The sequence below is a fragment of the Kocuria oxytropis genome, from assembly GCF_040981195.1.
GTDB classification, from domain to species: Bacteria; Actinomycetota; Actinomycetes; order Actinomycetales; family Micrococcaceae; genus Kocuria; species Kocuria oxytropis.
In genome coordinates this window covers 185,761-202,745 of sequence record NZ_JAVFXA010000006.1, presented here as the reverse complement: position 1 = coordinate 202,745, position 16,985 = coordinate 185,761, and the positions used below count along the sequence as shown (strand labels likewise).

Sequence of the window (16,985 nt, the reverse complement as noted above, 5' to 3'; positions counted from 1 at the left end):
CGGCGCCCCGGTGACGGTGGGCCGCCCGACGGCTCCGGGGACGTCCACCGGATCCGTGGACCAGAGCAGAAAGGGCATCGATGCACACCTCCCCACACGCCGACGACGGCGGGCGGCACCGGCGCGGCCGTGCCGGGTCGTGGTTCGCGGGCATCGTGGCCGTGGTGGCCGTCCTGGGCCTGCTGGTCACCGGGTACGGAGTGGCGGTCGAGCCACGGCTGATCCTCGACGAGGAGCGCATCCAGGCGCGCATCCCCGGGCTGGGCCCGGACTGGGAGGGGGCTCGGGTGATGGTGTTCTCCGATCTGCAGGTGGGCATGTGGTGGGACAACACCGCCATGATCGAGCGGGTGGTGGAGCACACCGTGGCCGCCGACCCGGCGGCGGTGTTGCTGCCCGGGGACTTCCTGTACCAGAGCGAGACCAGCATCCGGGAGCGGATCCAGCACGTGACGCGGTTGCTGGAACCGCTGACCGCGGCCGGGATCCCGGTGTACGCGGTGATGGGCAACCACGACCACGCCGTCGGGGCCGTGGCGGCGCTCACCGAGGCCTTCGAGGAGCACGGCATCGAGGTGCTGGCCAACGAGGCCGTCCCCGTGCCCGGGAGCGCGCCCGGCCCGGGGCTGTTCGTGGTCGGGGTGGGGCCGTCCTCGGCGGGAGAGGCCGATCCGTCAGCGGCCTTCGCCGACGTCCCGGACGCCGCCCCACGGCTGGTCACGATGCACAACCCCACCACCTTCCCCGAACTGCCGGCCGGTGCGGCGCCGATGGCGGTGGCCGGGCACACGCACTGCGGCCAGATCGCCGTGCCGCTGCTGTCCCGGTGGTCATATCTGGGCCTCACCGAGGAGGAGGAGCTCGTCGCCGACGGATTCGCCCCGGACGGCAACGGGGCCGAGGGCAACGAGATGTTCGTGACCTGCGGGATCGGCTTCAGCCTGCTGCCGGCGCGGATCAACGCCCCGCCCCAGCTGCTGACCGTCGAGCTGCACGGGGCCTGAGCCGCCCGGCCGGCGGCACGGGCGTCGGAGGCGTGCGCCGGCCACGGTTCATGCCCGTGGCCGGTTGCCCCGCGGCCCGGCGCCCGCAGGCTCCGACACGATCCGCACTGTCGGACCGGAGCGGTGATCAGCTCCATGCAGGCCACCTCGCACCAGCGGCAGGCCTCGGCGCAGACGCGACAGCGCTCGCGGCGCTCCGCGTGGGCCCCGCTCTCCTCGGCGCAGGCGGCGACACAGGCTGCCGGCTTCACCTCGTCCACCGCTCCGAGGTCCTTCGGGCAGTGGGCCGGCATCGAGGCCACGTGCCTCACGGTCGCACTCCTTCGCTCCGGCCACCGGCGCATGGGCGCCGTCCCGGGGGTCGAGCCGGTGGGACGCCGCCACCCTTCACTGCTCCGACCGCAACCGCTGGCCACGGGTCAGGGGAACGGCTTCCGGACGGTGAGAAGGCACGGCGTGCCGGGCGATCACGATCCCGCAACGGATCCCGCAGAGGGGGCGGTGCAGGTCCGGCACAAGCCCGGGGAATCGGCACGGAAGGTGCGCAGAACCCGGCATCCACCCTTGTGAGGCCGTTTTCCGGGCTCCTACGGTCGAGAATCCGGCTGCTCGGCCGGGCACGACCGGTGCCCGGTGACGAGGGCCGGGAGCAGAAGGAGGACCCATGAGAACACGAGACCGACGCACCGCCCGCATGCTGGCCGCCGGGATGGCCGCCGTGGCCGGGATCGGCCTGGCCGGTTGCGGCTCGGAGGGCCCGGAGTCCGGCACGGACGTGGAGGACGTCACCGACGGTGAGGTCGTGGAGAGCTCCGCGGCGGCCACCGAGGACGCCGGGGCCATGGCCCTGGCCTACGAGGGGGACTACAACCAGGACTTCTACGACGACGTCACCACCTACACGGGCCAGCAGGTGACGCTCTCCGCCGAGGTGAGCGAGACGATCTCCCCGGATGCCTTCGCCATCGCCGGCGCGGTGGACCCGCTGCTGATCGTGGAGTCGCAGGAGATCCCGCCGCTCGACGACGGTCAGGTCGTGCAGGTCACGGGCACCGTGCAGGAGGGCTTCGACGTCGTGAGCGTCGAGGAGGAGCTGGGGGTGGACCTCGAGGACGAGGCGTTCGCGGACTTCGAGGGCGATCCCTACATCATGGCCACCAGCGGTGAGGTCCTCGAGCAGGAATGAGGACAGCGGGCCGGGTCACCCGGCCCCGGGGCGGTCCGCACGCGCGTGCACGCGTGCGGACCGCCCCGTTCCCTGTGCGGACGGTCCTGCGCCGGGGGCGTCCGGCCATCGGCTCGACGGGGTCCTGCTGCTCCGGCGGCGGATCCCCGGAGATCTGCACGGACCGGCGCCTCATCCTCCGGCGGGGTCTCCCGCCGGCAGGACGTGGGCGGCCCAGCGTGCCACCTGCTCCGCGACGAGCTGAGGACGGGTCAGGGGCAGCATGTGGCCCTCCCCGGGAAGGCTGAGGAGTTCGCCGTCGGGCAGCGCCCCCATCAGCCGGCGCAGCTCGTCCTCGGACACCTCGGGGTCCGCGCTGCCGTGGATGACCAGGGTGGGGACCGCCAGGTCAGGGGCCATCCGGCTGCCGTCGTGGCTGACGCTGGCCAGCGTGGTGCGGGCCAGGGCACGGGGCCGGCTGTTCAGGAAGTCCTCCCGCACCCTGGCGACGGTCTCGCGCGGGGCATCGGAGGTGAAGGCGAACCGGCGGACGAGCCGGTCGGACACGGCCTCCAGGGAACGGATCCGCTTGCCGACCAGCACGACGGTGCGCAGGACCTTCATCCAGCCCAGGCGCAGCCCGGCCTGCACCGGGGCCGGCAGCTCGCGCGCCGGGAAGCCGGGGAAGGTCACGGCGGATCCGCCCGACCCGGCGAACACGGCCCCGGCGACACGCTCGGTGCCGCAGTGGTGGGCGCGGGCGACGATGATGCCCCCGCCGAGGCTGTTGCCGACCACGACCGCGGCCGAGCCGTCGGGGACGACAGCGCGCAGCACCGCGTCGAGGTCCCGCGCATGGGCTTCCATGGAGTAGTCGCCGTTGCGGGCGTCGCCGCTCTGGGCGTGCCCGCGCAGGTCGTAGGCCACCACGCGGTGCTCCGCGGCGAGCAGGTCCGGGACCTGCCCCCACGAGTCGCTGGAGAGCCCCAGGCCGTGCACCAGCACGACGATCGGGGCGTCCGCGGGCCCCGCCGTGGTCAGCGCCAGCCGGGTTCCGTCGAAGGATGTCACGTCGGTCATCGTTGTCCTGCTCCTCGGGTCGGTGTGGTGTGCCGTCGGGCCCAGCGGAGCACGAGGAGACCGGCGACCAGGGAGCCGCACATTCCGGCGAACAGGTCCACGACCGTGTCCGTGTAGCCCACCAGCATGCCCTGCGGGCTGATCTGCTCGACCACCCACTCGTAGTACTCCCACAGCACCGCCGCGGCCGTGCCGACCAGGCTCACCCAGAGCACCGGCGCCTACCCCCGGACGGATCTCCCCGGCTCGCGGGCATCGGGCAGCAGCCCGGCGTCGACCAGCAGGAAGTAGGACACCGCCGCCAGGCTGCCCGGGGTCAGGACGTGGACGACCGTGTCGAAGTGCGGGATCTCCGCGTACCAGCGCTGCACCGACCCCCACATCGCCAGCAGCACCAGCACCGAGAAGGCCGCGGTGAAGGGGGTCGGCACCTTCGCCCGCCGGGTCAGCAGCAGCACCACCGTCACCGCCGCGAAGCGCAGCATCCCGTCCCAGCGCTGCATCAGCCCCAAGTACACGGCGCTGGCCACCGCCACGGCCACCGCGGCGAAGAACACCCATGATCCCGCTCGGCTTCTCGTGCTCATCCGCACACGCTACGGCCCCGGGCCCGTCGGCCGCCAACACCCGCGCCGGCAGAGCTCGACCCCGATGAGGGCCCCGGGCGCTGGGCGACGGAGCGGGAATGCGGTGCGTGTTCCTCCCGGGTTCCCAGCCGGGGTCGTTAGCGTCGGGGCATGGTTGATTCCCCAGAGCGCCGGCAGCACATCGTGGACACCCTCGTGGAGGCCATGGCGGACCTCATGCACGCGAACCCGCTCGCGTTCCGGACGCGGTTCCGGAAGATGGCCGCGGACCCGTACGCGTTCTACCGCGGCAGCGCGGCCCTGTTCTACGCCGACATGGGGCAGCTGGACGACGCCTGGGCGGACGAGCGCACGAGCCGGGTCTGGATCCAGGGGGACCTGCACGCGGAGAACTTCGGCACCTACATGAGCAGCGAGGGCCGGCTGACCTTCGACGTCAACGACTTCGACGAGGCCTACGTGGGGCACTTCTCCTGGGACCTGCGCCGGTTCGTGGCGTCGCTGTCCCTGCTGTGCTGGCAGAAGGCGCTGCCCTCGGAGGTCGCCCGCGACCTCGCGCGGACCTATCTGCGGGCCTATCTCGACCGGGTCCGCGACTACGTCGAGGACGGGAGCGCGGACTTCCCCTTCGGGCTGGACAACGCCGAGGGAGCCGTCCTGGGCGTGCTGCACGCCGCCCGGACCGCGCGCCGGACCCGGTTCCTGGAGTCGATGACCGTCATCGACGCCTACGAGCGGCACTTCGCCGAGGACGGCTCCACCCGGCAGCTGGACGAGGCCGAGCACCGCAGGGTCGAGACGGCGTTCGAGGACTACCTGGGCACCCTCCCGGAGGGCGATCGAGCCCGGCGCCGGGTGTTCTACAAGGTCAAGGCCATCGTGGGCAAGAAGGGCTTCGGCATCGGCAGCGCGGGACTGCCGGCCTACAACCTGCTCATCGAGGGCTTCGACGAAGCCCAGGAGAACGACATCGTGCTCACCATGAAGCAGGCCAAGACGGCTGCTCCGAGCCGGATCGTGAGCGACGAGCGGGTGCGGGAGTTCTTCACCGATGACGGCCACCGTGCCGTGGTGAGCCAGCGGTCGCTGCAGACCCACACCGACCCGCTCCTGGGCCACACCGTGCTGGACGGTCAGGCCTTCGTCGTCTCCGAGCTCTCCCCCTACACGCTGGACCTGGAGTGGGGCGAGCTCACCGAGCCCGACCAGATCGCCCCGGTCCTGCGCGACCTCGGGCAGGCCACGGCCAAGATCCACTGCTCCACGGACGAGGACGGCGACCACGACCTCGTGCCGTTCCGCACGGAGATCGCCATCATGGACGTGCTGGAGGGCCGGGAGGAGGAGTTCGTCGAGGACCTCGTCGACTTCGCCGAGGACTACGCCGCCACGGTCCGGCACGACCACGCTCTGTTCGTCGAGGCGTTCCGGGAGGGCGGGATCAGCGCCGTGCCGGCCGTCTGACACCCGGTCGCCTCACTCGGCGGTCGTGGCGCCCACGGCGGCGACGGCGCCCTCGCGCACGGGGATGCGCGGGCCGGCCAGCAGCACGGGTCCGTCGCCGGCCTCGGCGGCGGCGCGCTCGGCGTCGGTCGCGGGCCGGCGCTGGCCGCGCTCGAGCACGTAGTCCTGGGAGTCGTCCGGGGCGGCGTCGTTGACGAAGGAGCGGAAGCGGCGCAGCCGCTCGGGGTCCTTGAGCGTCGCGGCCCACTCGTCCTCGTAGCGGTCCACGTGCCGGGCCATGGCGGCCTCGAGCTCCTCGCCGATGCCCAGGGAGTCCTCGACGACGACGTCGCGCACGTGCTCGATCCCGCCCTCCAGCTCCTCCTGCCACCGGGCGGTGCGCTGCATGCGGTCCGCGGTGCGGATGTAGTACATGAGGTACCGGTCGATGTACCGGACCAGCGTCGCGTCGTCCAGGCCCTGGGCGAGCAGCTGGGCGTGGGCGGGGTTCGCGCCGCCGTTGCCGCCGGTGTAGAGGTTCCAGCCGTCGGTCGTGGAGATGACGCCCACGTCCTTGCCGCGGGCCTCGGCGCACTCGCGGGCGCACCCGGAGACGCCCATCTTGAACTTGTGCGGTGAGCGCAGCCCCCGGTAGCGCAGCTCCAGGGCCACGGCCATGCCCACGGAGTCCTGCACCCCGTAGCGGCACCACGTGGAGCCCACGCAGGACTTCACATTGCGCAGGGCCTTGCCGTAGGCCTGCCCGGACTCGAAGCCGGCGTCCACGAGCTCCCGCCAGATCTCGGGCAGCTGCTCGAGCCGGGCCCCGAACATGTCCACGCGCAGGGCCCCGGTGATCTTCGTGTACAGGCCGTGCTTGCGGGCCACCTCGCCGAGCACGATGAGCTTCTCCGGGGTGATCTCCCCGGCCGGCACGCGCGGGACCACGGAGTAGGTGCCGTCCTTCTGCATGTTTGCCAGCGCACGGTCGTTGGTGTCCTGCAGGGCGCCGCGGCCGGAGTCGAGCACGTACTCGTCCCGCTGGGAGGCGAGCACCGAGGCGACCACCGGCTTGCAGATGTCGCAGCCGAGCCCGGTGCCGAAGCGGGCGACGACTTCGTCCCACGAGGCCAGGTCGAGGGCGCGGACGGCCTCGAAGAGCTCGGCGCGGGAGAGCTCGAAGTGCTCACAGAGCGCCTTCGAGACCTCCACCCCGGCCTTGGCCAGCTCTCCGTCGAGGGTCTTCTTGAGCATGGGGATGCAGGACCCGCACTGCGTGCCGGCCCGCGAGCAGGTCTTGAGCGCGCCGATCTCGTGCACGCCGCAGGAGATCTGCTCCCGCACGGCCCCGGTCGTCACGTTGTTGCAGGAGCAGATGACGGCGTCGTCGGGCAGATCCCCGGCCGGGGCCTCGCCGCCGGACGCGGAGAGGTAGGCGCCGGGCTCGCCGGGCAGCTCCCGGCCCAGCAGCGGGCGCAGCGCGTTGTACGGCTCGGCGTCGCCCACGAACACCCCGCCCAGCAGGGTCCGCGCGTCCTGGGTGGTCACGATCTTCTGGTACATCCCACGGGCGGGGTCCGCGTAGACGACCTCCAGGCAGTCCTCGGTCTCCCCGTAGGCGTCGCCGAAGGACGCGACGTCCACGCCGGAGAGCTTGAGCTTGGTCGCGGTGTCGAAGCCGTCGAAGGTGGAGCGCCCGCCGGCGAGCCGGTCCGCGACGATCTCCGCCATGGTGTTCGCCGGGGCCACGAGCCCGAGGCACTCCCCGTTCCAGGAGGCGACCTCGCCGATGGCCCAGACGTGCTCCGCGGAGGTGCGGCACGCCTCGTCGATCACCACGCCGCCGCGCGGGGCCGTCTCCAGGCCCGCGTTGAAGGCCAGCCGGTCCCGGGCGCGGATGCCGGTGGCCACGATCACCAGGTCCGCCTCGAGGTCGGGGGAGTCCCGGAACTCGACGGCGCACACCTCGCCGTCGGACTTGCGCAGCCCCACGCCGGAGGGGCGCTCGCCCAGGTGCAGGCGCACCCCGCGCGCGGAGATGAGGGCGTTGAGGGAGCGGCCGGCGCCCTCGTCGAGCTGGGCGTTCATGAGCCACCTGCGGGAGTGCACCACCGTGGCCTCCGCGCCGAGCTCCTGCAGCCCGCCGGCGGCCTCGAGGCCCAGCAGGCCGCCGCCGATCACCACGCCGCGCGGGGTCCGCCCGTACCGGGTGCGCAGCCGCTCGACCTCGGCGCGGATCCCCGCGACGTCGTCGAGGGTGCGGAAGACGAAGGCGTGGTGGGCCCCGGGGACGTCCAGGCGGGCGGCGTCGGAGCCGGTGGCCAGGACGAGCTCGTCGTAGCCGGTCACGGTGCCGTCGGCCGCCGTGACCGTGCGGGCCGCGGGGTCGATCTCCCGGGCCTTCACCCCCTGGCGCAGCTCCACCCGCGGGTCCTGCCACACGGTGCCGCCGCCCAGGGTCAGGTCGACCGACCCCTCGGGGCCCGTGAGCGCCTTGGACAGCTGGACCCGGTCGTAGGGGGTCCACGGCTCGTCCGCGAACACGGTCAGGCGCACGTGGTGGTCCTGGGCGGAGAGCACCGCCTCCGCGAAGCGGTGGGCGGCGGGCCCGCCGCCGACGACGACGACGTGCTGCGGGGACTGCGGTGAGAAGGGGGAGCGCGGCACGGGGACCTCCGGGAACTGGTGAGGGGCTGGGGCGTCGACGTCGAGCCTAGGAGCGGGGGATTGCCCCGCCGTTGCCCTGCCGTTCCGGTCCCCTTTCGGCTTCCTCACCACGGGGCCCGCCGCGTGTGAGCGGGCCTTGACCGGTGCGTAACGGCCCCGGTGCGTGCCCGTCATCGGCCGCGCCTAGCGTCGAGCCCGACGCTCCACCGCACCCCACGCACCCCGTGCGCCGCACGGGTCCCCGAGCCGCAGGAGGCCCCGCATGAGCACCGCCCCGACCCTGACCCCGACGCCGGTCCCGACCCCGGTCCCGAGCCCTGCCGGTGCCGTCCCGGAGGCCGGCACCACGTGGCACGACGTGTGCGCGCTGGCGGACCTCGAGCCCCTGTGGGGCGAGGCCGCCCGGGTGGCGGGCCGTCAGGTGGCCCTGTACCGGGTGGACGCGGCCACGGTCCTGGCGGCCGACCACCGCGACCCGCGCACCGGCGCCTGCGTGATGGCCCGCGGCATCCTCGGCTCCCGCGGGACGGCCGTCACGGTGGCCTCGCCGCTGCACAAGGAGGTCTACGACCTCGCGACCGGCCGGTGCCTCACCGGTGACGGACCGGCCCTGCCGGTGCACCCGGTCGAGGTGCGGGACGGGCGGGTGCTGGTCGGCCTGCCCGCCTGACGGCACGTCGTCGGCGTTCTCCCAGGAGCTCCTCCCTAAGATGACGGGGTGACACGACAACACCTCTGGCGCGGTCTCCGGCGGCCGTGGTCACGGCGCCCGGACCGCCACCGCGGCCGGACGTCCGGCCGTGCCCGGCGCGGACTGCCCCTGCTCGCGGCGGGCGTCCTGGCGCTCGTGCTCCTGCTCGTCGCCACGGTGGCGCTCCTGGTCGGCCGGGACCAGGAGCGGCCCGAGGCCGAGGCGCCGGAGACCGTCTCCTGCGGTCGCTACGGCCTGGACGGCGTCCGGGTCACGGCCCGCGGCCCCGGCGGCCCGACCGACCGGGCCGTCCTGGACGCCCGCGCGTTCGGCCCCGGGGAGGAGCGGCAGGACCGCTTCCAGCTCGAGTTCGAGCACGACGGCATCACGAGCGGCTACCACGTCTTCGCCGAGGGCCTGGACTGGGACCGGCCGGTGGGCGTGGTCTACCACTTCCACGGGGACGGGGCGTTCGAGTACGACAGCCCCCAGTACACGTCGTCCTGCCTGGCCGAGGTCGCACGGGAGCACAACATGCTGCTGGTGGTCCCGCGGACCCCCGACCGGTCCGGGGACACCACCTGGTGGGAGGAGCGGGATCTCAACGCGCAGTGGTTCCTGGCGCTCGTCGAGCAGCGCATCGAGCCCGAGTACGACATCGACCGCTCCCGCACCTGGCTGACCGGGTACTCCGGCGGGGCCCAGTTCATCAGCCAGGAGCTGCTGGCCGACCACGTGGAGCTCGTGCCGGGCGGCGGCGCCATCATGATGGGCGGCGGGCAGGCCCCCTCCTCGCCCTCCGCCGAGCCCACCCGCGAGCAGCTCCGGGAGCTGCGGCTGCGCTGGGACGTGGGCGCCGAGGACGACGGGACCGACCCGGAGGCGGAGTTCGACGCCCTGTCCGCGGCCTGGGACGGGCAGCACTGGTACGAGGACCAGGGCTACCGGCACGCCCGAATCCGGATCCGGGAGGACGTGGACCACTTCGAGCTCCCCTACGCCCGCATCCTCCAGCGGCAACTGAGCGCCGCCGAGGAGCGGGCAGCGTCCCAGGACGACTCCTGAGGCGAGCCCCGGCGGCATTTGCTCGAGTACACTGAGCGTGCACCGGTGCGCCGTGGGTCCCTCCGCCGGGACCCTCGAGCGGGCATCGGGCGCCGCGCCGGGGGGCGCGGACGGGGCCGACCTCGGCCCGGGGGCACGAACCGATCGATCCATGGGGGATCCAATGTCCGCAGACCGCACGCCGCCACCGGAGACGGCCGCCACCACCGGGGTGCTGAACCCGAGCGGGAGTCCCGCAGGCGACGCCGCGGGAGGCGCCCGCCCGAGCCGGCGTCTGCGCGGCGTCGACGCCGCGCGGGGCTTCGCCCTGTTCGGCATGGTCGCCGTGCACACGCTGCCCCTGTACGTCGAGGAGACCGGGGACCCGACCCTGACCTGGACCCTGTTCGCGGGTCACTCCTCCGCCCTGTTCGCGACCCTGGCGGGGGTGAGCCTGGCCTTCACGACGGGCGGCCGCACCCCGCACACCGGCCGCCGGCGCACGGCCTCCCGATGGGCCCAGGTGGGCCGTGCCGCGATCATCGCCCTGGTCGGCTTCCTGCTGGGCTTCCTCGAGCTGCCGTGGCACAACATCCTCGTCTACTACGGCGTCTTCTTCCTGCTGGCCATCCCGTTCCTCGGTCTGCGGATCCGGTCCCTGCTCCTCAGTGCCGCCCTGTTCGCGCTCATCGCGCCCTTCCTCATGCAGTGGTCCCTCGACCGGCTCCCGGCGCACGTCTACAGCAACCCCAGCCTCCTCGACCTGGTGCAGGACCCCGGCGGCGTCGCCGCCCACCTCCTCCTCACCGGCTCCTACCCGGCCCTGCCGTGGATGACGTTCGTCTGCGCCGGCATCGCCCTGGGCCGGATGAACCTGGCCGACCGCCGGGTCCAGGCGGCTCTGACGGCGGTGGGGGCGGTGCTGGCCGCCCTCAGCTGGGGCGTCTCGGCGCTCGCGCTGCGCCTCGGCGGCTACGAGGCCATCGCCGCGGCCACACCGTCCATGAGCGCGGAGCAGATCGACGAGATCATCGTCTTCGGGGCCGATCCGGAGCTGCCGACCACCACGCTGTGGTGGCTGCTCGTCTCCGCCGCGCACTCGAACACCCCGTTCTCGCTGCTCCTGAGCCTCGGGATCGCGATGGTCACCCTGGGCGTCTTCCTGCTCCTGCCCGGTGCCCTCGGCCGGGTGCTCACGCCGCTGACCGCCATGGGCGCCATGACGTTCACGCTCTACGTGTCCCACCTGCTGGTGATGTGGCTCGAGCTGTTCTACGACGCCCCGGCGGCGTGGTTCTGGGGGCAGATCCTCGTCTTCGCGGTCGTGGCCGTGCTCTGGCAGCGCTACCTGGGCCAGGGGCCGCTGGAGAAGGTGGTCACCCGCTCCACCCGGGCCATCTCCCGGCGGGTCCTCGCCCGCGGCGGCGACGGGACGCCGCGGCCGGCGCCCTGGACCGCCCCGCGCCAACCGGACCGGAGGTAGGAACCGGCGGCGGAGGCGCCGCGGGGCAGGCCCCCGGCAGCACCCCATCGGCTCGGACCGAGCGGTGCAGGACCGGGCGGGGCTGGACCGGGCGGGGCTGGACCGGGCGGGGCTGGACCGGGCGGGGCTGGACCGGGCGGTGCAGGGCCGAGCGGTGCAGGACCGAGCGGCGCAGGACAGCCGGTGCCGTCAGAGGCCCAGGGCGGCCTCGAGCTCGGCCCGGATCCGGCAGAGCCGCTCCTGCGCCTCGGCCCGGGCGCCGGCAAGCGCGTCCCGGCCGGTCACCGGGGCGATCACCTCGAGGTAGCACTTGAGCTTCGGCTCCGTCCCGGACGGACGCACGATCGCCCGGGCCCCGTCCGCGGTGAGCAGGCGCAGCCCGTCGGTGGGCGGCAGCCCGGTGCCCGGGGCGGCGAGGTCCACGACCTCCACGACGTCGGAGCCGCCCAGGGTCGCCGGCGGGGCGTTCCGCAGGGCGGCCGTCATCGCCGGGATGCGGTCCAGGTCCGTGACGCGGATGCTCAGCTGGTCGGTCGCGTGCACCCCGTGGGCCAGGGCGAGGTCGTCCAGCACGTCCAGCAGGGACCGGCCCTGGGTACGCAGCTCGTCGGCGAGCACGGCCACGGCCACGGCCGCGCTGATCCCGTCCTTGTCCCGGACCACCTCGGGGGCCACGCAGTAGCCCAGCGCCTCCTCGTAGCCGTACACCAGCCCGGGGACCCGGGCGATCCACTTGAACCCGGTGAGCGTCTCCCGGTGCTCGATCCCGACCGCCGCCGCGATCCGTCCCAGCAGCCGGGAGGAGACGATCGAGTTGGCGACCACCGCGCCGGGGCGGCCGGCCCACCGCTGTGCGGCGGCGTGGCCCAGCAGCGCGCCGACCTCGTCGCCGCGCAGCATCCGCCAGTCCTGTCCGGGGTCGCCGGGCACCGGGACGGCCACGGCCACCCGGTCGGCGTCAGGGTCGTTGGCCAGGACCAGGTCCGCGCCCACGGCGCGGGCGGTGGCCAGGGCCAGGTCCAGCGCGCCGGGCTCCTCGGGGTTGGGGAACGCCACCGTGGGGAACCGCGGGTCCGGCTCCGCCTGCTCGGGGACCAGGTGCACGTCGGCGAGGCCGGCCCGCCGCAGGGCCTCCGTCGTCGTGCGCCCGCCCACCCCGTGCATCGGGGTGAGGGCGATCCGCAGGCTCCGCCCGGCGCCCGGGGCGCCGGGCAGCACGGCGTCGAGGTAGTCCTGCTTCACGGTCTCCGGCAGGACCGTCCAGCCGTCCGGGGCCCGGGGGATGTCCTCGAGGGCGCCGACGGCGGCGATCCGCTCGGCGATCAGCCGGTCGTGCGGAGCCACGATCTGGCAGCCCCGGGCCTCGGGCTCCACGGCCCGGCCGCCGAGGTAGACCTTGTACCCGTTGTCCGCCGGCGGGTTGTGGCTGGCGGTGACCATGACGCCCACCTCGGCCTCGAGCGCCCGCACCGCCCACGCGAGCACGGGGGTGGGCAGGGCCGAGGGCATCAGCAGCGTCTCGATCCCGGCGGCCGTGAACACCGCGGCGGTGTCCCGGGCGAAGACGTCGGAGGAGATGCGGGCGTCGTAGCCGACCACCGCGCGGGGACGCCGGCCGGCACCCGCCGCGGCGTCCGCGGACAGGACGTGCGCGGCCAGCCCCGCGGCGGCGCGCAGCACTACCACCCGGTTCATCCGCATGGGCCCGGCGCCCATGGCCGCCCGCAGCCCCGCCGTGCCGAACTGGAGGGTGCCCGAGAACCGGTCGGCCAGCTCCGCCCGGGCGGCGGGGTCGCCGCCCCCGGCGGCCTCGACGAGATCCGCGAGCTCGGCGCGGGTCACCGGGTCCGGGTCGGCGGCCCCCCACGCGCGGGCGGCCTCGAGCAGGTCGGGCTCGGCGGGGGATCCGGTGGTCATGGCGTGGCCTCCTGGGGGTGTCCGGTGCGCCGGGGTGCCGGGCCCGGGCTGCCGCCGGGTCCGGGGCCGGTCAGAGCTGGGCGACGATGCGGGCGAGCAGGTCGGAGATCCGGGCGCCGGCGGCCTGCCCGGCCTCGAGGACCTCCTCGTGGGAGAGCGGGGTCGCGGAGATGCCGGCCGCCTGGTTGGTCACCAGGGAGATCCCGAAGACCTCCATGCCCGCGTGCCGTGCGGCGATGGCCTCGAGGGCGGTGGACATTCCGACGAGGTCCGCGCCGAGCCCCCCCGCCATCCGCACCTCGGCCGGCGTCTCGTAGTGCGGGCCGGGGAACTGCGCGTAGACGCCCTCCTCGAGGGTGGGGTCCACGCCGCGGGCCAGGTCCCGCAGCCGCGGCGAGTACAGGTCGGTGAGGTCCACGAACGTGGCGCCCTCGAGCGGGGACCGGCCGGTGAGATTGAGGTGGTCGCTGATGAGCACCGGGGTGCCCGGGCCCCACGACGGGTTCAGTCCGCCGCAGCCGTTGGTCAGGATCATGGTGCGCGCCCCGGCGGCCGCCGCGGTGCGCACCCCGTGGACCACGGGGCGCACGCCCCGGCCCTCGTAGTAGTGGGTGCGGGCGCCGATGACCAGGGCGTGGCGGCCCGTGGCCGTGCGCACCGAGCGCAGGGTGCCCACGTGGCCCTCGAGGGCGGGCGGGCTGAACCCGGGGATCTGCGTGGCGGGGACCTCGGCGACGGTCTCGCCGATCAGCTCGGCGGCCTGCCCCCAGCCGGAGCCGAGGGTCAGGGCGATCTCGTGCGTGTCCACCCCGGTGGCACGGCGGAGCGCGTCCGCGGCCTCCTGGGCGAGGTCGAAGGGGTCGGCGCTGTGCTCTGTGTCCACGCGGCCAAAACTACCGCATGGTCCCGGCCCCGCCCGCCCGGCGCGGCGGGGCCGGTTCCCGCGCCCGAGCAGCACCTGCAAGAATGGCCGGGTGACTGCACACAGCGAATTCTCCATCCAGAAGCTCGTCATCATCGGGGGCGGTCCCGGCGGCTACGAGGCGGCCCTCGTCGCGGCCAGCCTCGGGGCGGACGTGACCATCATCGAGCAGCAGGGCCTGGGCGGTTCGGCGGTGCTCACGGACGTGGTCCCCTCCAAGACGCTGATCGCCTCGGCCGACGCCATGACGCGCTTCGCCGAGGCCGCGGACCTCGGGGTGCACGTGCAGGGCGGGAGCATGGACGGCGACGAGATCAACCACCTCGGCGTGGACCTGGAGAAGGTCAACACCCGCCTCCTGCGCCTGGCCGCGTCCCAGTCCCGGGACATCAAGCGCGGTCTCGAACGGGCGGGCGTGCGCGTGATCGCCGGCACCGGTCGGCTGCTCAGCCCCACCAGCGTGCAGGTCACCACCGAGGACGGGCTGGAGTACACCCTGGACGCGCAGGCCGTGATGCTCGCCGTCGGGTCCCTCCCGCGCGAGCTGCCCACCGCCAAGCCGGACGGGGAGCGGATCTTCAACTGGAAGCAGGTCTACCACCTCACGGACGTCCCCGAGCACATGATCGTGGTCGGCTCCGGCGTGACCGGCGCGGAGTTCGCCTCGGCGTACCGAGGCCTCGGAGCCGAGGTCACCCTCGTGTCCTCCCGGGACCAGGTGCTGCCCGGGGAGGACCAGGACGCGGCGGCCGTGCTCGAGAACGTCTTCGAGCGGCGCGGCATGAACGTGCTCAACCGCTCCCGCGCCGACTCCGTGGAGCGCACCGAGAACGGCGTGGTCGCGACCCTCTCGGACGGGCGGAAGATCGCCGGCTCGCACTGCCTGCTGGCCGTCGGCGCGATCCCCGCCACCGACGACCTCGGCCTCGAGGAGGTCGGGGTGGCCCGTTCCGAGTCCGGGCACATCAAGGTGGACGGCGTCTCCCGCACCACCGTGCCGGGCGTCTACGCGGTGGGCGACTGCACGGGCGTGCTCCCGCTCGCCTCGGTGGCGGCCATGCAGGGCCGGATCGCCGTGGCGCACCTCATGGGCGACGCCGTGAAGCCGCTGCGCACCCACCTGGTGGCCTCCAACATCTTCACCTCGCCGGAGATCGCCTCCGTGGGCGTGAGCGAGAAGTCCATCGAGGACGGCACCTACCAGGCGGACACCATCATGCTGAAGCTGTCCACGAACCCGCGGGCCAAGATGATGGCGGTCGAGGACGGCTTCGTGAAGATCTTCTCCCGCAAGGGCTCCGGGACCGTGATCGGCGGCGTGGTGGTGGGCCCCCGCGCCTCCGAGCTGATCTTCCCGATCTCCCTGGCCGTCACGCACAAGCTGCACGTCGACGACCTCGCCGACACCTTCACCATCTACCCGTCCCTCACGGGCTCGATCTCGGAGGCCGCCCGGCGCCTGCACGTGCACATCTGAGCCGGCTCCGCGCACGCGAACGGCCGCATCCCGTCCGGGATGCGGCCGTTCGCGTGCCTGCGTGTCCGCGGGTCAGCGGCGGGTGACGACGTGCGCCATGTCGACGTCCTTGGTCTCGGGGGAGAACCAGAGCGCCACGAGGGTCAGCACGGCGCCGAAGGCCAGGTAGAGCCCCACGGAGCCCACGCCGAAGCTCGCGTTGAGGGAGACGGCCACGTACGGGGTGATGGCCGCGCCGAGGATGGAGGCCACGTTGTACGCGACGCCGGAGCCGGTGTAGCGCACGTTCGTGGGGAACAGCTCGGGCAGGATCGCGGACATCGAGCCGAAGGTCAGGCCCATCAGGGTCATGCCCACCGTGAGGAAGAACAGCACGCGGAGCATGCTGACGTCCTCGCCGGTGCCGACGGCGGCCGGGTTCATCAACAGGCCGAAGCTCAGGCCGAAGACCAGGATGGCCGAGGTGATGACCAGCTGCGAGCTGCGCCGGCCGTAGCGGTCGGCCACCCACCCGGAGACGGGCACCATCGCGGCGAACAGGAGGACGGAGAGCAGCTGCAGCACGAGGAAGTCCCGGTACGGGATGCCGAGGCCGCCGTTCTCGGGCCTGCCGATGCCGTAGGAGAGGATCCAGGCGGTCATGAGGTAGAAGAGCATGTAGGTGGCCAGCATGATGAACGTGCCCTGCACGATCTGCAGCCAGGAGCTCCGGAAGGCCTCGACCACCGGGGCCTGGACCTTCTCGCCCTGGTCCAGGGCCTTCTGGAAGACCGGGGTCTCCTCGAGCTTGAACCGCACCCACAGACCGAGGACCACCATCACCACGGAGGCCAGGAATGGGATGCGCCAGCCCCAGGTGAGGAACGGGTGGTCGGTGCCCTGGTCGGCGACCGAGACGAAGCCCATCACGAGGGTCAGCACCAGGAAGAAGCCGTTGGCCAGGATGAACCCGAACGGGGCGCCGAGCTGCGGCCACATGGCGGCGCGCGCCCGCTTGCCCTCCTCGGCGTACTCGGTGGCCAGCAGGGCCGCGCCGGACCACTCGCCGCCCAGCCCCAGGCCCTGGCAGAAGCGCAGGATCGTCAGGATGAGCGGGGCCCAGATGCCGATCGAGTAGTAGGTGGGCAGCAGCCCGATGAGGAACGTGGCGACGCCCATGGTCAGCAGGGCGCCGATCAGGGTGGCCTTGCGGCCGATGCGGTCGCCGAAGTGGCCGAAGACCACGGAACCGATGGGGCGCGCGACGAAGGCCGCGGCGAAGGTCGCCATGGAGGCGAGCAGCTTGGCCGTCTCGTCCTCGCCCGCGAAGAACAGGGCGGGGAACACGGCCACGGCCGCGGTGGCGTAGACGTAGAAGTCGTAGAACTCGATCGTGGTGCCCACGAGGGACGCGAGGATCACCCGGCTGCGGGGCACACGGTCGGACAGGGGGAGGGAGGGGGCGGACGCGCCGGTGGCGTCCTGCCCGGTCACCGAAGAGGACATGGGGAAACCTCGGTCGTAGC

At 73.5% G+C, this 16,985-nt stretch carries 14 protein-coding genes; 7 read left to right on the top strand and 7 right to left on the bottom strand.

From position 1 onward, the window contains the following. Positions 1 to 80 precede the first annotated feature (80 nt). Both QYM41_RS08590 and QYM41_RS08585 read left to right on the top strand, forming a co-directional pair. Positions 81 to 1,004 (top strand): metallophosphoesterase, encoded by a 924-nt coding sequence (locus QYM41_RS08590; RefSeq protein ID WP_368799321.1) that lies wholly within the window; start codon positions 81 to 83, stop codon positions 1,002 to 1,004. A 664-nt stretch (positions 1,005 to 1,668) separates the two neighbouring features. Beyond that, on the top strand, positions 1,669 to 2,190 hold the full coding sequence (locus QYM41_RS08585) for a hypothetical protein (RefSeq protein ID WP_368799320.1): 522 nt from the start codon (positions 1,669 to 1,671) through the stop codon (positions 2,188 to 2,190). A gap of 171 nt (positions 2,191 to 2,361) precedes the next feature. Here QYM41_RS08585 and QYM41_RS08580 read toward each other — a convergent pair whose 3' ends face one another. From QYM41_RS08580 to QYM41_RS08570, 3 genes are read right to left on the bottom strand one after another with little or no spacing between them, the layout of a single operon-like run. After that, entirely contained in the window at positions 2,362 to 3,249 is an 888-nt protein-coding gene (locus tag QYM41_RS08580) for an alpha/beta fold hydrolase (RefSeq protein WP_368799319.1), read from the bottom strand. After that, on the bottom strand, positions 3,246 to 3,455 hold the full coding sequence (locus QYM41_RS08575) for a DUF2238 domain-containing protein (protein ID WP_368799318.1): 210 nt from the start codon (positions 3,453 to 3,455) through the stop codon (positions 3,246 to 3,248). The genes QYM41_RS08580 and QYM41_RS08575 overlap by 4 nt, the downstream gene beginning before the upstream one ends. Positions 3,456 to 3,470: 15 nt before the next feature. Further along, complete coding sequence (locus tag QYM41_RS08570; protein ID WP_368799317.1) at positions 3,471 to 3,836, bottom strand: hypothetical protein; 366 nt, start codon at positions 3,834 to 3,836, stop codon at positions 3,471 to 3,473. Between the two features lie 150 nt (positions 3,837 to 3,986). Here QYM41_RS08570 and QYM41_RS08565 point away from each other — a divergent pair, with 150 nt between their 5' ends. Continuing rightward, positions 3,987 to 5,300, top strand: coding sequence for a DUF2252 domain-containing protein (locus tag QYM41_RS08565; RefSeq protein WP_368799316.1), 1,314 nt, complete (start codon positions 3,987 to 3,989; stop codon positions 5,298 to 5,300). 12 nt (positions 5,301 to 5,312) lie between these two features. Here QYM41_RS08565 and nirB read toward each other — a convergent pair whose 3' ends face one another. Further along, complete coding sequence (gene nirB / locus QYM41_RS08560) at positions 5,313 to 7,946, bottom strand: nitrite reductase large subunit NirB (RefSeq protein WP_368799315.1); 2,634 nt, start codon at positions 7,944 to 7,946, stop codon at positions 5,313 to 5,315. Between the two features lie 262 nt (positions 7,947 to 8,208). Here nirB and nirD point away from each other — a divergent pair, with 262 nt between their 5' ends. The 3 genes from nirD (at position 8,209) to QYM41_RS08545 (ending at position 11,164) form a co-directional block, all read left to right on the top strand. Continuing rightward, positions 8,209 to 8,616 (top strand): nitrite reductase small subunit NirD, encoded by a 408-nt coding sequence (gene nirD / locus QYM41_RS08555; RefSeq protein WP_368799314.1) that lies wholly within the window; start codon positions 8,209 to 8,211, stop codon positions 8,614 to 8,616. Between the two features lie 48 nt (positions 8,617 to 8,664). After that, positions 8,665 to 9,702, top strand: coding sequence for an alpha/beta hydrolase family protein (locus tag QYM41_RS08550; RefSeq protein ID WP_368799313.1), 1,038 nt, complete (start codon positions 8,665 to 8,667; stop codon positions 9,700 to 9,702). 163 nt (positions 9,703 to 9,865) lie between these two features. Further along, positions 9,866 to 11,164 (top strand): heparan-alpha-glucosaminide N-acetyltransferase domain-containing protein, encoded by a 1,299-nt coding sequence (locus QYM41_RS08545; RefSeq protein WP_368799312.1) that lies wholly within the window; start codon positions 9,866 to 9,868, stop codon positions 11,162 to 11,164. 189 nt (positions 11,165 to 11,353) lie between these two features. Here QYM41_RS08545 and QYM41_RS08540 read toward each other — a convergent pair whose 3' ends face one another. Further along, positions 11,354 to 13,081, bottom strand: coding sequence for a phospho-sugar mutase (locus tag QYM41_RS08540; RefSeq protein ID WP_368799311.1), 1,728 nt, complete (start codon positions 13,079 to 13,081; stop codon positions 11,354 to 11,356). 70 nt (positions 13,082 to 13,151) lie between these two features. Continuing rightward, the gene (locus tag QYM41_RS08535; RefSeq protein ID WP_368799310.1) at positions 13,152 to 13,964 is read right to left on the bottom strand and encodes a purine-nucleoside phosphorylase; all 813 of its coding nucleotides are present in this window, start codon (positions 13,962 to 13,964) and stop codon (positions 13,152 to 13,154) included. A 91-nt stretch (positions 13,965 to 14,055) separates the two neighbouring features. Here QYM41_RS08535 and QYM41_RS08530 point away from each other — a divergent pair, with 91 nt between their 5' ends. Beyond that, on the top strand, positions 14,056 to 15,480 hold the full coding sequence (locus tag QYM41_RS08530; protein WP_368799309.1) for an NAD(P)H-quinone dehydrogenase: 1,425 nt from the start codon (positions 14,056 to 14,058) through the stop codon (positions 15,478 to 15,480). A 72-nt stretch (positions 15,481 to 15,552) separates the two neighbouring features. Here QYM41_RS08530 and QYM41_RS08525 read toward each other — a convergent pair whose 3' ends face one another. Then, the gene (locus QYM41_RS08525) at positions 15,553 to 16,965 is read right to left on the bottom strand and encodes an MFS transporter (protein WP_368799308.1); all 1,413 of its coding nucleotides are present in this window, start codon (positions 16,963 to 16,965) and stop codon (positions 15,553 to 15,555) included. Between the last annotated feature and the right edge of the window lie 20 nt (positions 16,966 to 16,985).